Here is a 14,997-nt window from a genome sequence, read left to right on the forward strand (position 1 = left end):
AAGGTGCATGTACGGTGTGGAGCGGGGGAAAACCTAGAGAAGTTATTTGCTTTTAGTAGCTAAGAAAGCAAACTTCAAAAGGTTACCTATCGCTATCGAAGCTTAGTTTGTGTTGGAACTGCTTCTCCGGCAGTTGTCACTGTTTGGGCTCCCGGTTTGAGCCAAAAAAATTGGGTTCCTGAATAAGGGGAGTTTCTCTGAAAAGAGATCTCTCCGTCAACAGAATCACCTGAAGGTGTAATCTTTAGAACGTCCCCTTCTTTAACTACTGAGGCATTAGTAGTATTGCTGATTTGATTATAATGAGCAAATACATTTTTTGTATCCTTGATCATTAACGTCTCACCAGCAACCACGGTAAATATTTGTTCATCAAATGAAGGTTTTAAACGATGGTGGTCTGCCGCAGCATCAATCATAGCCTTGTAAGCACCGTAATTCTCAAGATTACTTTCCACAGAATAGCCAATTGATTCCCAAACATAGAATTGTGTAGCAAAATAAAAATTGATTGGATCATTCATTTGAGCACCAAAATTGATAATGTTATTAATAACTCGTTTTTGATCCTCTGATACCTCTGAAAATGATATCTGAGGTGTATAACCTTCTCCTTTTTGAAACTCAACAGCAGGTTGTACACAATATGCAAGCATATTGTCAATCATTATTTTTCCCATCATTTCTGCTCCGAAAAGCCAATTTCCATTTAACTTGACATTCCATTTACAAGGATACAAGTCATAAGAACCTACAGCGAATGATTGTGCATAAGTGATGTTGATTATTTCGCCTTTATCATTGATGACTTGAGTTTTAAAAGTTGGATTTGTTTGAGCATATGCTCCATACATATAATTTGCTAGAGCGATGATTTCTTCATCAGTCAGTCCATTTACATCATAAGGATCTTCTCTTGTTGCTAGTTCTGCAGCAGAACGTCCTTGCTGAGCACTTTGTTGATCATTCTGCGCTTCTGATGATGTTTCGTTTTCGTTTGTCGGCTCTATCGTTGTAGATTCGATTGTTTGTTCAACTGGAGCTAGCTCTTCTTTAGTGGTCTCGTCGGTTACGGGATTCACAATAGTTTCATCTAATTTTTCTGTATCGGCCTTTTCTTGCTCCGCCATCTGACTGGTCTCTGGATCATTTTCTGCATAAGCTAGAACTGGCTTAAGAACAGGCAAAAAATTCGAAGTCAATGTAAATAAAAGTACAACCCAAGTAATAAGTTTCCTTTGTTTTATTCTCATTATTTTCCCTCACTTACTCTTTTTTTGATTCCCCTTTTTTTCTGTTAATCGTCGGCGACCGTATTCTCACTACTACACCACCTTTCAAGTACAAAAAAAGACGACATTTTTGTCGTCTTTTTTGAGTTTCACTGATCTTCACTACCTAACCTAGCTACCGTAATTTTATGCAACTAAAATAAATAACTTCATTGAAACTCATGTCCAGTCGTGAAGTTTATAGCAATCGGAACTCCAAACTCTATGAGAGTAGAATACTTTTACAAGTCTCTCAATGTCACAGCAATACCTTATTCGGTTCTACTCTTTCGCCCTAAGCTGTACTGATAACGAAAGCGGCGGACTCGCCGGATATTTAATTTTGGACATTACTTTTTATTCAACCGATAAATCCGTGCATTTATCTTTAGCTTTTGATTGTATGATAAACGCTGAAGTATCCGGTCATAAGCATCTCCTTTTCCTGTAAATTGAAGAACTGCTCCTTTTCTAGCTCTTTTGGCAATCATTGTATTCTTACAATCAAACACCATATGGATGCCGTCATAAATCTCTTCTAGCTCCATTGTTTCAACCACTGCAAACTGTTTTCCAACCTTTCCTTCTTCAAAATACATCACTCGTTTTTCAATTTTTTCTTTTTCTCTATTTACAAACAAATCCTCTGAACGATGAAACAATTTGAGCGACTTGGCAGAAAAAAAGAGATCCTCTTTCGTCATTTTTAAAGTGTCTTTTCTTGCCATCCTATCACCTCCAACAACCACTACTTATTCATTTATATTTAAAATCTAAAAAGAAGAAACTAATAAAAAAAGCTAGGGCACGCCACTATTTAAGTGTAACGCGCCCTAGCTCAAATAAACACACAAACAAAATAAGAGAATCACAAAACGAAAGTTAATTCTTACCATTAATAGAAAAATAAAAAGCTCTTTTTCCCTATCAAAAATGAGAAAACTTTGCTATACTCTAGAATGTGGCTTGCTTTAGTAAGCTACAGGGGTGCATTCCACATAAACCAGTGCAGTCTGTTTTATTGTGGACTAGTATTATGCTGACCTAGGCCTGAGAAACCTGGAGAGTAATACTAGTGCATCTCTATTTTTTTATATTAGTTTCTTCTTCTTAAACTTCAATACCTTTTTAAATTAACATGCTTTCAAAAATAAAACAACTACTTTTTTGTTTTTATTTTTTACTTATTGAATTCAAAATCACCTTTTCCTGTAAAAAACAATATGCACAGGCCACATTCTCTACTTATTTTCTTCGTGTTTATTAGCACCATTATAGGCTCTTTAATTGAAAATTTCTATCGAACATCAGTAAAAGAGCGAATTCCAATTATCTGATTACATATTTCGTCTTATTTTAGTCATTTTGAGCAAAATATGGACGTTTTTATTAATTTTTTCTAATAGTTCAGCTATAATCTGTTCTTGAAAGCAATCGAAAAGGAGAGACTATCATGCAATCAAAAACAGATGGAGAAGTATTAAAGCAATTACGTGCCTATCGAAAAATTACTCAAACAGACTGCTGTCAAGGAATTATATCAAGACACACTTATTCCAAGATAGAACGTAATCAAACGAGCCTGCATGTTCATATTTTAATAGAATTACTTGAACGTTTAAATGTCAGCTACGATGATTTCCTTTTTTTAAAAAATGGGAGAATTACATCTGAATCTTATCGTAAAAAATTTGCCGCTTTTACCAAAGAAAATATCCAGAGTATGGATCCTTCTGAACTGTATAAAGCTTTAAAAAACAAAAAGGAAAGCAGCATGAAACACTTTCACTATTATTTACTTTGTAAAAAAAGAATGACTGAACTTAAATATGGTAAGATCGAAGGCATCTCTAAGACTGATTTAAATCGTTTAAACTCTTATATACACGGACTAACCTTTTTTTCTACGAATGACTTAGCCTTATTTTCAGATATGTGCAGTTACCTAAGTTATCAAACGGCAAAATATACAAGCTCAAAAATCATTAAACAGCTTGAACACTTTTCACACTATTATGACCTCACACAAGCCTATCAACAAGCTTTTCACCAAGTACTATACGCAATCACTTCTATAGCATTAACTAATCATGACTACCTATTTGCTCAATATCTATTGGAAAAAACAAAGGAATTTATTTTTAAATTTCCCAATCATTATTATTTAGTTATGTTTCATCTGAATACAGATTCATTAAATTATCAAAAAACTAAAAATAGCTATTATTTGACCAAATTATTTGTATTGAAAGATTATATGAAAATAGTGGAAGATTACGCTTTAGCCGATACCATAGAAGGACAGATACGATCGTTACTCGATCATAGTTCTTCACTGCCAACGAAATAAAGTAATTAAAATTGTACCAAAAAAGTCCATTCTGAACATTCAGAATGGACATGGTTTATTCTCTTTTCGCATACCTATCATAGATTTACAGCATGTTTTCGATAAAACGTAATAGCATAGAGATTTAAGATTTGAGGACTAAATTAAGGTAAAATATTTCCAGCTGCACGATAAATCTCGTACCATTCTTCTCTACTTAGAACAATGTCTGCCGCTTTAGCAATCTCTTGGATTCGATCTTTATTCATCGTTCCAGCAATAACCTGCATATTGGCAGGATGTCTTAAAATCCATGCAGTAGCTAAGCCAGTTGACGTACACTCGTGTTTTTCAGCAATTCGATCCAATACATTATTCAATTCGGCAAATTGCTCGTTGCCAATAAACACGCCTTCAAAAAAGCCATACTGATAAGGTGACCAAGCTTGAATCGTCATTTGATTCAACCTAGAATAATCTAGAATGCTGCCGTCTCTATCGGTACTTGCTTCATCAGTCATATTTACATGAATTCCTTGATCAATCATTCCTGTATGTTTGATACCAAATTGAAGTTGATTTGCTACTAAAGGTTGCTTGACCGTCTTTTTCAACAGTTCGATCTGCATTGGTTTTTGGTTGCTAACGCCAAAATATTTCACTTTTCCTTGTGATTCCAATTGATCAAAGGCTGCTGCAACCTCTTCGGGCTCCACAAGGGTGTCAGGACGATGTAATAATAAGGCATCAATATAATCCACACCTAGACGTTTTAGGCTTCCTTCTACAGAATTAATAATGTGTTCTTTTGAAAAATCAAACATTCCTTTGCGAATTCCACATTTCGTCTGAATAATGATATCTTCTCTTTGAATTGCAGATTCTTTTAAGGCATTACCAAAAATTGTTTCACACTCACCGCCACCATAAATATCCGCATGATCAAAAAAGTCAATCCCATGCTCATATGCCGTTTCGATGATTTCCGTAGGGTTTTCAGCTCCATTCATTCTCATACACCCAAGAATGACTGATGCCGCCTGTAATTCACTTTTCCCAAATTGAATCTTTTTCACTGAAAAACCTCCTAGTATTTGTCTTTACTTTTATAGTTTACCACATTTGATTGAAAGGGCTTCATTTATTTTCTTTTTCTTGCATTTTTCAAATAAACTTCAAGTTGATCAAATTGTTTTTCTGAGAAATGTTGATCAATAAGCATCACCTTATGTTTATGTTTTTGAAACAGCTCACTGTGAAAAACAGTCGTTAAAATAACACTAGAGTATGAGATAGAGGATGATTTCCGAGCATAGATAACCATAATATTATATTTGTTGTGAAAATAATCGGTAATTCTTTTACCCAATTCGTGTTCTAGTTCCAATGATAAGTCTGTCAACAAACAGATAAAAAGCCTTTGTTCAAAATACACTGGAGGAATGAGTGTAGCAAAAAGTGTAAAATAACGATGGATAAGAATTTCTTCAGGAATTCTACGAAAAAATGACTCCTCCTTTTTCAACTCGTACAGTCCTTCATTTAACTTCCGCATAAATTTAGGGTATCTCTCCTCTAAAGTCAATACAACTCTAGTTCTTTCAAATGAAAAATCTGAGACTAGTTCATAAAGTAAATGAAAAGCTAGAAAAGCCAAAACACTTGATTTTGAATGTTCAATCTTTTTCTCCCAAAAGATATGACGAAATTGATTTGTTGCTTTCAAAGTAGTTAAATAACAATTTGTCTTATTTAAAAAATGTTCTTCAATGATATATGCTTGTACACTTGAACCAAAATAAGGCAAAAAATTCGCCTGAATAATTAAATACAGATAAGATAGCTCTGCTCTGTCCATTTTTTGACTCGTTTCATCCTTCAAAACTCTCTTTACGAATTTTGAGAAAATGGCACTGTCGTTTAAGTAGGGCTCCCACTCTTTTTTCAACTGAATTCTATGGCCTTTTCGCTCCCGCCAGATTGCGATATGTATCATTCTGATAAATGTCTTTCTTTGAAGTTCATTAAGTTGAATTTGAAAAAACAGGAGAAATGTTTCTTCTATTTTAGAATAAAAGTGCGTATCGATTGGTAAAAAATGAGCTTCTGTTCCTTGATAGACAAACCAATAAAAGTGCAAAATGAATGCACGAATCTGACTTTCATCTCCAAGCAACTCATAACTTCCACGTCTTAAACGCAGTTTCTTTTTTTGTAGCCAGATGTTGATTCTTTTTATTCGTCTTCTTAAGCTGGATTCACTGATAGATAAATGATCAGAAAATTCTTTTGTGTGAATCGGCTCTTCTTCAATAACAGCTTTCAGAAAACTGATTTCTGGACGCGTCTTTAAAAAGTAAGTAACAAACACATCAATATAATAATCACTCGAACGTTTGAGATAAAATAAATTTCTTGATTTAGTGCTAATTGATAGATGCTGTTCTAATTGAAATTGCCGGATAAAATAGTTCAGTTTTTTGATATAACGCAAAATTGTTTTCGCATCGATCAACAATTTTTTTGAAAATAGCTCCAACTTCTCCTTACCGTCAGCAGAAACAAGTAAGAAAAAAAGGTCCAACAATTTTCTTGATTCATAATCAACTAACTCTCTATAATCTATCATTTGACTTCTCCCTAGTGTTTAAACTTTTTTGAGCCCCTTCTAAATTAATGAAAAAAGAGCCTACATAGATAAACTACGCAGGACTCATTATTTTTCATTTTTTATTTATAGATAGATGTTTAATGCTGTCTAAATTACACATACAGCTACCTTTGCAAGTTCTCATTAATGCTCATATATCTGCAACAAGTTGATCATCAAATACAGCTTTCCAGACTTTGATAAAAATATACAAGATTTTTTCACATAAACGAGATTTTCTTGCGTATCTTAATAATAAGGGAATTTCTTTTAGCGCCAAGTATAGCTTTTTACCAGCCACAATGTAGTATCCTTTTTCATTTTTAGTTTTTGATAGTTTCTATTCCAAGTATCTTGCAAAAATCTAGTTAGATTGCGTTTGGAAGTCTGTTTGATTATTTTATACATTTGTTTGATTGCTTTTCGATTACTTTTATACTTTTGGCGGTTTCCACCAGTAAAGCCATAAAAAATGTCGATGCCTTCAGACTTTTTAACCAATGGAGATTGTTGAAGTAGTTCATGTTGAGCTTTTTTGATTCTCTTTAAGATTCTCTCAGTCGTTTGTTGATCATACTTTTGTTTGATAATCATTTTGCGCAACCTAGAATACTCTATTTTTGCAATATGATTATAGAGGTGAGCAGCATAATCGAGTCCTTTGTATAAAATATTAGCACTGAAAGACATGTTTACTAACAGCTTGTATTGATGTACAAAAGCTTCTTCAATTTTTTGATTATCACTTTGAGAGGGTACCTCTTTATTTAATTTTTCTAAAAATTCATAGAGTAGATGATTTTTTTGCTCTTCTATTTTTGCTATTTTTTTCATTATAATTTTCCTCCTTTAGATAATTGAATAAATTTCGGTATTTTAAAATAAAAATAAAATGGGTTGCAAATAAAATATATCTATTATGTATCACTAAAAAAACAACCCTTTAAAAAGCTTTCTTGATACTAACACGCCCTAATACTCTCTTCATGCCTATCACCTCCAACCATTTGAATGAAATTATTTCGGTATAAAAACATAATATCATTCGAAAGAATAAAAAGCAACAACATTTTGACTATTAAACACTACAAAACAACTCTAAAAAATGATATAGTTAAAAGAGAAAAAACAGGAGGTACTAATTTGAAAATTGATTTAAAAGCAGCTGGACAACGAATCAAAGATATTCGTTGTCAGCACAATTATTCTATGGCACGTTTCTCAAAGTTAGTGGGAAATTCTAGTGCTAGCACAGTAAATAATTGGGAAAAAGGCAATAACCTACCCAAACAAGAACGCTTGGAGAAGTTAGCGATTCTCGGTAATACAACTGTCGAATGGATTCGCTATGGCACTTTTGACGACTATGTTGCTCGTTTGCTAAACCAAAACAATTTGAAAAGCGCTCTCGATGAAAACCAGTTTCAACAATTGATCAACGTATTAAAAAAACAGAAAATAACTTACTTGCAGGATTTAGAAATCTTAACGATTGCTAACGACCTGTTTCCAAATTCATTTGAAACAACCTATCAAATAAGTCTTTCACCAAAAAGTACTTTAGTGATATCAGAAGATTCTGTAACGTACGGTATCGAACAAGACGAACAATATAGACAACGTTTTCTACCTAAAATAGATTCGCTATTTTACAACTCTGATCAAAAAGAGATCAATAAGATGATTCTATTTCAGCTGTTTGATTTGCTGAAACGTTCAGAAACATCTGTACATTTCTCATTACTTTCAAAGATTTTTTCTATTATTTCTGAAATCGTCACAAATGATATCGCGTATAAGATCCATGAATCAAAGATTGTAGATTATTCAAAAGATCTAGATACGCATGAGCACGAGAAAAAGCTGTCAAATAACGCTATCCAAAGCAAGTATATTGATGCACAACAAGAACTTACAGAACTTTTAGATACATTTTTTTTAGCGAATAACGGCGAATGAATTCTTCTTTAAAAAGTTTTAGACAAATAGTTGCTGATTTTCTTATTCTGAAACACATGTCATATATTACAAATAGATGATATTTTTATTGCTAGATTTTAAATTTCATCGCTTTTTATTAATCTTGCAGTCGATCAATGATTATTCTTCGTCGGTTATGGTATACTTTATTTTGTGTTATTGAAGTTTTTGGAGCGCAAAACGAACGTCCAGTTCATCTCATGCCCTAATCACGAATCAGTCCAAGATGGACTCAAAGCAACAACTGGAGATTATGTTATTCAGGCGTTGGGTATCTTTGTTCCATTTTCTAAAATACGATAAATAAAAAGCGAGGAACCTCATTTTGAAGAAGAAATTATTACTTACACTTTCGTTTATTTTATTAGTAAACGCAGCCCCAATAAGTGCGTCTGCTGAAGATATCGATCAAAAGATCGATAGCCAAACAAAAAAAATCGAAGAGATTGTTAAAACCGAACAAGATGCTAAAGAATATCTTGCTTCACTAGAATCTGAAATTGAAACGATCGAAACGGAGTATCAAACAGTATTATCAGAAAAACAAAAACATGAAAAAGAAATGAATAAATTAAATTCAGATATCGCAACTTTGGAAAAAAAGATCGAAAAAAGAAATGACCAATTGAATGCTCAAGCAAGAGTTACACAAACAAATAATGAACAAGATTCTGTATTAAATGTGGTTTTAAATGCTGAATCAATTTCAGATGCTATTTCTAAAATGTTGGCGGTAAACACATTAGTGACTGCCAATAACGACATTTTAACAGCTCAAAAAGAAGATAAAGACGAACTTGATACTTTAAAAGTCTCGTTGACTAAAACACTAGCAACTCTTGAAAAGAAAACCGAAGAACTTGAAGAAAAAGAAGCAGCTCTAACTGAAGCTAAATTAGAGCAGAACGTAAAAATCAATGAAATCTCTGCTGCACTGGCTACTGAAAAAGCAGAAAAAGATAAATTTGTAAAACAAAAAGAAGAAGCAGCAAAGAAAAAAGAAGCTCAATTAAAGGCAATCGCTGAAGAAAAGAAAAAAGAAGCTCAAGCCAGAGCTATTGCTGAAAAACAAGCAAAAGAACAAGCTGCTAAAGAACAACAAGCACAAGCTTCAGCTAAAACAGCTCCAGCAGAACAACCTGCTGCAAGTGTTCCAGATACAACTACTGCAACAAATGATGATGCACCAGCTAGCTCTGATGATACTCAAAATGCTGTAACTCCCCCAACCTCTTCTGGCGGCTGGGCGACTCCGGTTTCAAGTATGATCGTAACAAGTGGTTTTGGCGGCAGAGAAGATCCTACAGGAATTTCTGGTTCATTCCATGATGGTATCGATTTTGGTGGTGCCAGCGGTACGCCGATCATGGCCTCTCGAGGTGGCGAAGTTGTCAGTGCAAATTATAGTGGTATGGCTGGAAATCACGTAGTTATCAAACATGATAACGGCTATTATTCATACTATTTGCATATGAGCAGTTTAAGTGTTGCAGCTGGACAAAGTGTAAGTGCTGGACAGACACTAGGTGGTATGGGTACAACTGGAAATTCAACTGGTGTACATTTACATTTTAGTATTTCTACCGGCTTATGGAGTGGATTTGTTAATCCAGCGCCATTCTTAGGACTATAATTAAATAAAAAATAAGAAAATCAGATAAACACTGATTTTCTTATTTTTTTATTTTACTCTATTAGTTAAAGTCTGCTACTGAACATGGTATAATAAAAGTAGATAAAGAAAGGTGATGAGTAACATGAGCAATGCTTACAAAAACATCTTAGTTGCTGTTGACGGTTCAAAAAATGCTGAGTTAGCTTTAGAACATGCGGTTTCAATCGCAAAAGAAAAAAATGCTTCACTTTACCTACTTTCTGTTGTTGATGAAAATGCAATCAGTCACAGCTCATACGCGTATTCAAAAGTTCTAGCCGAAGAAAAAGAAGCAATCGAAAAAGAATTATTAAAGAGTATCTATTATGCCACACAGCAGGATGTTCACGATGTAACTCCTTTGGTGGAAATAGGCAATCCCAAAGAGATGATCGCAACCGTTGTTCCCACAAATCAATCGATTGATTTGATTGTGGTCGGTGCTACTGGAAAAGGTCAAATTCAAGCTAATCAACTTGGTACTACTACGAGCTACGTCGTACAGTATGCCCCGTGTAATGTGTTAGTCGTTAAATAAACAATAAAAGAGCGTAACAAAACTAGTCGTTCGTTTTGTTACGCTCTTTTTGCTTTGTTCTTAGCCAACTTGCCTATTTTAACGATTTCCCAATTAAAATAAAGCGATGTTGATAGTTCGTAATGAATCCGTTCACTGCCAGTTCTTCTTGTAATTTTAATAATGATTCAAACTGACTTGTTACCGTAAATTCAGGATATTCCCAAGGAATTCGCTGAATATAATAAATCAACCCTTCCATATCATAGAATTTTTGAAGCGGAAAGGATTCATCTTTGAAAAGAACCTCAAAGTTTTCCTTTAATAATTCTTTTTCAGCTGTTACTAATGACCAGCTTGATGAATGACGTTTATCTGCTATTTTTAATTTTTCTGAAAGTATACGACCGTTTTTATCCCCCACCTGTTGTGTGATAAAGAGTCCGCCGGGTTTCAATACGCGACTCACTTCTTTTGGGTCATAAGACTCATGACTATTCAAGATTAAATCAAATGAATCATCTGGAAAATCCAACTGGTCTGTTTCATCCACAAAAACGACGGTGACACCTAATGGCAAAAGACGTTCCATAAGTAACTGGAAATTAGGTAACCATCCTTCTGTTACAGCAGTCATGTCATCTGGATGTCCAAAAGTTGACAATAATTCTCCTCCACCGGTGCCCATATCTAATAAATACATCGTTTTTTTCAGATATTTTCGAACCAAACTCGAATAATCCCACGGCAAAGGCTCTATGCTCCAGCGATTTGTCATAAATGAAAAATCCCACCCTATAGGCGTATTTCCTTCCAGCATTTTCCAATACTCTTTTTGACTTTCTTTTTTCATAACCGTTTCTCCCTTACAAAGTATTCTTTTCAAGTAAGTTCAATACAGTTATTGATCTGATAGAAATTCATTCACTCAATACAGCTTCTATCACATTATAACTGTATTGAGCAGCTACCTCGACACATCACCTTACTCCTTTCGGTCAATTATTTTAACGGCAAAAAGAATCTCCTAAAAATCAGCTTTTAAGAGAAACTTTGCATTTGTCTTTGGATCATTTTAACCCATTTTGATCAACTAATTCCTTAAACCACAGTCCGCTTTTCTTCAATCGACGTTGGTCATTGTTTAAATCTAACTGATAAAAACCATAACGATTTTTGTATCCATTTAGCCATGACCAGCAATCAATAAACGTCCATGAATGATATCCAAAGCAATTACTTCCTGCTTCAATCCCTTTATGCAGTTGAGTGAGATGATCTTCCATAAACTCAATCCGATAGTCATCTTGAATCATTCCAGAGGCATCCATGAAGCGTTCCTCATCAGCAACACCCATCCCATTTTCAGAAACATACCAAAGAATATTTTTATATTCATTTTTAATCATCATTGCCACATCATACAAGGCTTCGGGGTAAATTTCCCAGCCTCGGTAAGGATTGATTTTTTTATCCGGCCAATCATAATGATCATAGAAATCTGCCGGTGAAACAGCTGGTTTATTAACCTCTTTCGGCGCTTGAACACGGCTCGGCTGATAATAATTCATTCCAATAAAATCAACTGTGTTCTGTTTGATTTCTTCTAAATCATTTGCTTCGGTGACCGGAAGTAATTGATTTTGTCTTAAACAATCGATCAACCCAGCTGGAATCGTTCCTAATACAGCTGGATCTAAAAAGCTTTTTGTGTTCAGCAAATCGGCTAGCTCGGCTGCCTGTAAATCTTCTTTTGATTGACTTCTCGGATAGCAAGGAGAAACATTTAGAATAATTCCAATTTTGCCTGAATGGCTACCTTCTTTAAACGCTTTGACTGCCAAGGTATGAGCCATCAATGTGTGATAGCCAACTTGAACAGCTTTCTTAAAGTCATGGATCGCAGGATAATGATAGCCGTATAAATATCCACATTCCACATGAACCATAGGCTCGTTAAAGGTTGTCCAGTCGTCAACTAAATCACCAAATAATTCAAAACATGTTTTGGCATAATAGGCAAATGCATCGACAGACGCACGAGTTTCCCAGCCGCCTTTTTCCATCAACCACCAAGGCATATCAAAATGAAAAAGATTGATAATTGGCTTTACCCCATTTTCTTGCAATTCCTTAAAATAATCACGATAAAAATCAACAGCTTCCTGATTGATTGTTTTGCCGTCTGGTAGTAGGCGAGTCCATGCGATTGAGGTCCGATATGAATTCATATGGATTTCCTTCATTCGCTTAATATCCTCATGATATAATTCGTACATATTCGTCGTATGTTCAGGGCCTTGGTCTTTTTGAAATTTTTCTGGAGCCAGTTCATACCATTTGTCCCATGTGGAAGGACTTTTACCATTTAATGAGCTGTGTCCCTCTGATTGCGGCGCTGAGGTAGCTGCTCCCCATAAAAATGATTTGGGAAATTTTTTCATTTTACGTATCTCCTATTTAGCTAATTTTTAATGAATCTAACAATAATTCACAAAACATCATATTTGCCCATGAAAACCATTCACGGGTGTATTGGCTAGGATCATTGACGTTTACGCCCTCGTGCATATGATTTGTTCCATTTTCTGTTTGAACGAGTCTATCTAAAAGAGCTTCTTTTTCTGCTTGATTATTTGTTGTGAGTCCCTGAATCGATAAAGCGATTGGCCAAACATAGTCTTTTGGCGTATGCTCACTTCCGATTCCCTTCAAAGTAGTTCCTTCGTAGTAATAAGGATTGACTTTAGAAAGAATCATCTCCCGTGTATTTTGATAGATTTCATGGTCGATCGAACAATAACCTAAGTATGGCGCAGACAATAAACTGGGAACATTTGCATCGTCCATCAACAGATAGTTTCCTAAACCGTCTACTTCATAAGCATAAACTTTTTTCCCTTCATGTTCAACAATTCCCCACTTTTCAATTCCTTGTTTGATTTCCTGTCTCAATTGTTTCGCCTGTTTGATCAATGTTTGATCATTAAAAAACTCTAGCAAAATTTCCTCTATATAGCCTAAAATAACAACCGCAAACATATTTGCTGGAATGAGATAATTGTATGTACAGCTATCATCACTCGGACGAAAACCTGACCAGGTCATACCGGTATAGCCGCATGGTTCTCCAATGCCGTCTGTCAACGTGTCTTCCGGACGCTCTCCCAAACGCTCAAAACGATAAGGCGAGTTTTCATGTCTTTGCTCAGTTTCAAAAACAGTGAGAATATTCTCTATCGCTTGCTTAAAATGCTTAGTAAAATGTCCTGTTTCTCCAGTTTTTTTCCATAAAAGATACGCTAGTTCGATTGGGTAGCATAATGAATCAACCTCATACTTTCTTTCCCAAATCCAACCATTCATATCCGTGTTATCCTGATGATAACAGTGTCCATTTTCAGTCTCATTGAATGCATTGGCATATGGATCAATCAATATGCATTTGATTTGTCGATCAATCAATCCTTTTATTAATTGTTTAATCTTTTCATCTTGATTCGCAACGACTAAATATGGTTTGATCTGTGCTGATGAATCCCGCAGCCACATTGCTGGAATATCACCAGTGATCACAAACGTATCTTCGACGGTCTGAACGACGGTTGTTTCCAATGTATTATCAAAGCAAGTCGAAAAAACATCGCTCCATCGCGGATTGACAGACCGCTCTTTGACTTTCTCCTTTAGCGCTTCAATCACAGCTTTGGAATAGTCGACTGTCATACTTCTTGCTCCTTTCTATTTTCCTTTTAAAATCACTTCTGATTTGATCCATGATTTAATTGTATCTTCATGATACATAGCTAAAATTTCTGTATATAATATGTCGATCACTGTTAAAATCGGGATTTGTGGAGAAATTCCTCCCATATCTTTTTTTCCCATTGAACTCGTCAAACAAAAAGAAGCTGCAAAATGTTTATACGGGCTTTTTTCATTTGCAGTAATAACAATCAATTTTGCTCCCTTTTCAAATACGATCTTCACAGCTTCTTCAACCTCTTCCTTATTTCCAGAAATGGAAGAAACGACAACAAGGTCTCCTTGTTGGACACCTTGAGCCATCATGGCAATCGAGTGTTCATCTTTGATCACATTGACAATTTTACCTAGTCTTGAAAATTTAAACTGAAAATCTTCTCCGCAAAATGAATTATAACCTGTCCCCCAATAATGAATGATCCGGCCGGCATCGATCATAAGTGCAGCTTTTTTTACTTCTTCTTTATCTAATTTTTCAACAATATCATTTAACAGTAAGGAATAATTCAAATTAACATAGCTAATGCTGGAATCTGATTGTTGTTTCGTTCCTTTACTTGAATACTTATATAAGTAAATCAACTCTTTGTAGTTTGCTAAACCGATTTTTTTACAGAAACGAGTGATCGATGCGTTCGACACACTTAGTTTTTTTGCCAACTCCTGAATGCCTAGTTCTTTATTACCATCAAGAAAATACTGAGCAATCACTTTTTCTACATCTGTAAACTTCTTTTCATTTGCCTGAATGATCAATTCGATATAGCTTTCCATCTTCAATGCGCTCCTTCCTTTTTATACTGTAATTATGAGATTAAAAAATAAGAATAG

13 protein-coding genes are annotated in these 14,997 nt (G+C 34.7%); 4 read left to right on the top strand and 9 right to left on the bottom strand.

The genetic code is table 11. The features are described from left to right. Window positions 1–92: 92 nt before the first annotated feature. Together BCR25_RS12455 and BCR25_RS12460 are read right to left on the bottom strand one after the other, a co-directional pair. Window positions 93–1,253: a Cys-Gln thioester bond-forming surface protein gene (locus BCR25_RS12455; protein WP_069663919.1), complete on the bottom strand. Its 1,161-nt coding sequence runs from the start codon at window positions 1,251–1,253 to the stop codon at window positions 93–95. A gap of 368 nt (window positions 1,254–1,621) precedes the next feature. After that, window positions 1,622–1,999, bottom strand: coding sequence for a hypothetical protein (locus BCR25_RS12460; RefSeq protein WP_069663920.1), 378 nt, complete (start codon window positions 1,997–1,999; stop codon window positions 1,622–1,624). Between the two features lie 725 nt (window positions 2,000–2,724). Here BCR25_RS12460 and BCR25_RS12465 point away from each other — a divergent pair. Further along, a complete protein-coding gene (locus BCR25_RS12465) occupies window positions 2,725–3,621 on the top strand; it encodes a helix-turn-helix domain-containing protein (RefSeq protein ID WP_069663921.1) in 897 nt (298 codons plus the stop codon). A gap of 143 nt (window positions 3,622–3,764) precedes the next feature. Here the strand turns inward: BCR25_RS12465 and BCR25_RS12470 are convergent, their stop codons facing one another. The 3 genes from BCR25_RS12470 to BCR25_RS12480 form a co-directional block, all read right to left on the bottom strand. Beyond that, the gene (locus BCR25_RS12470; protein WP_069663922.1) at window positions 3,765–4,676 is read right to left on the bottom strand and encodes an aldo/keto reductase; all 912 of its coding nucleotides are present in this window, start codon (window positions 4,674–4,676) and stop codon (window positions 3,765–3,767) included. 65 nt (window positions 4,677–4,741) lie between these two features. Next, a complete protein-coding gene (locus BCR25_RS12475; RefSeq protein WP_245792158.1) occupies window positions 4,742–6,229 on the bottom strand; it encodes an AcpB/EbpR/MafR family transcriptional regulator in 1,488 nt (495 codons plus the stop codon). A gap of 291 nt (window positions 6,230–6,520) precedes the next feature. Next, window positions 6,521–7,084, bottom strand: a complete 564-nt coding sequence (locus BCR25_RS12480; RefSeq protein ID WP_069663923.1) for a hypothetical protein — start codon at window positions 7,082–7,084, stop codon at window positions 6,521–6,523. Window positions 7,085–7,393: 309 nt separating this feature from the next. On the opposite strand from BCR25_RS12480, the gene BCR25_RS12485 reads away from it, so the two are divergent. From BCR25_RS12485 to BCR25_RS12495, 3 genes are all read left to right on the top strand, one after another. Then, window positions 7,394–8,209 (top strand): helix-turn-helix domain-containing protein, encoded by an 816-nt coding sequence (locus BCR25_RS12485; protein ID WP_069663924.1) that lies wholly within the window; start codon window positions 7,394–7,396, stop codon window positions 8,207–8,209. 346 nt (window positions 8,210–8,555) lie between these two features. Next, window positions 8,556–9,863 (top strand): peptidoglycan DD-metalloendopeptidase family protein, encoded by a 1,308-nt coding sequence (locus BCR25_RS12490; protein WP_069663925.1) that lies wholly within the window; start codon window positions 8,556–8,558, stop codon window positions 9,861–9,863. A gap of 124 nt (window positions 9,864–9,987) precedes the next feature. Beyond that, a complete protein-coding gene (locus tag BCR25_RS12495) occupies window positions 9,988–10,422 on the top strand; it encodes a universal stress protein (protein WP_069663926.1) in 435 nt (144 codons plus the stop codon). Between the two features lie 73 nt (window positions 10,423–10,495). On the opposite strand, the gene BCR25_RS12500 is transcribed toward BCR25_RS12495, so the two are convergent. From BCR25_RS12500 to BCR25_RS12515, 4 genes are all read right to left on the bottom strand, one after another. Then, window positions 10,496–11,254, bottom strand: a complete 759-nt coding sequence (locus tag BCR25_RS12500) for a class I SAM-dependent methyltransferase (protein ID WP_069663927.1) — start codon at window positions 11,252–11,254, stop codon at window positions 10,496–10,498. Window positions 11,255–11,471: 217 nt separating this feature from the next. Next, window positions 11,472–12,845, bottom strand: coding sequence for a glycoside hydrolase family 1 protein (locus tag BCR25_RS12505; protein WP_069663928.1), 1,374 nt, complete (start codon window positions 12,843–12,845; stop codon window positions 11,472–11,474). A 16-nt stretch (window positions 12,846–12,861) separates the two neighbouring features. Beyond that, complete coding sequence (locus BCR25_RS12510) at window positions 12,862–14,127, bottom strand: glycoside hydrolase family 125 protein (RefSeq protein ID WP_069663929.1); 1,266 nt, start codon at window positions 14,125–14,127, stop codon at window positions 12,862–12,864. 15 nt (window positions 14,128–14,142) lie between these two features. After that, the gene (locus BCR25_RS12515; protein WP_069663930.1) at window positions 14,143–14,940 is read right to left on the bottom strand and encodes a MurR/RpiR family transcriptional regulator; all 798 of its coding nucleotides are present in this window, start codon (window positions 14,938–14,940) and stop codon (window positions 14,143–14,145) included. Window positions 14,941–14,997: the final 57 nt, after the last annotated feature.

Origin of the sequence: Enterococcus termitis (assembly GCF_001730305.1) — a bacterium.
In the GTDB taxonomy this organism is placed as follows: domain Bacteria; phylum Bacillota; class Bacilli; order Lactobacillales; family Enterococcaceae; genus Enterococcus_L; species Enterococcus_L termitis.

What these genes read in the sequence shown, in the direction of transcription:
- BCR25_RS12495 (WP_069663926.1), top strand. Translation starts at nt 9,988, where the DNA reads ATGAGCAATGCTTACAAAAACATCTTAGTTGCTGTTGACGGTTCAAAA.
- BCR25_RS12465 (WP_069663921.1), top strand. Translation starts at nt 2,725, where the DNA reads ATGCAATCAAAAACAGATGGAGAAGTATTAAAGCAATTACGTGCCTAT.
- BCR25_RS12500 (WP_069663927.1), bottom strand. Translation starts at nt 11,254, where the DNA reads ATGAAAAAAGAAAGTCAAAAAGAGTATTGGAAAATGCTGGAAGGAAAT.
- BCR25_RS12460 (WP_069663920.1), bottom strand. Translation starts at nt 1,999, where the DNA reads ATGGCAAGAAAAGACACTTTAAAAATGACGAAAGAGGATCTCTTTTTT.
- BCR25_RS12515 (WP_069663930.1), bottom strand. Translation starts at nt 14,940, where the DNA reads ATGGAAAGCTATATCGAATTGATCATTCAGGCAAATGAAAAGAAGTTT.
- BCR25_RS12455 (WP_069663919.1), bottom strand. Translation starts at nt 1,253, where the DNA reads ATGAGAATAAAACAAAGGAAACTTATTACTTGGGTTGTACTTTTATTT.
- BCR25_RS12475 (WP_245792158.1), bottom strand. Translation starts at nt 6,229, where the DNA reads ATGATAGATTATAGAGAGTTAGTTGATTATGAATCAAGAAAATTGTTG.
- BCR25_RS12510 (WP_069663929.1), bottom strand. Translation starts at nt 14,127, where the DNA reads ATGACAGTCGACTATTCCAAAGCTGTGATTGAAGCGCTAAAGGAGAAA.
- BCR25_RS12480 (WP_069663923.1), bottom strand. Translation starts at nt 7,084, where the DNA reads ATGAAAAAAATAGCAAAAATAGAAGAGCAAAAAAATCATCTACTCTAT.
- BCR25_RS12505 (WP_069663928.1), bottom strand. Translation starts at nt 12,845, where the DNA reads ATGAAAAAATTTCCCAAATCATTTTTATGGGGAGCAGCTACCTCAGCG.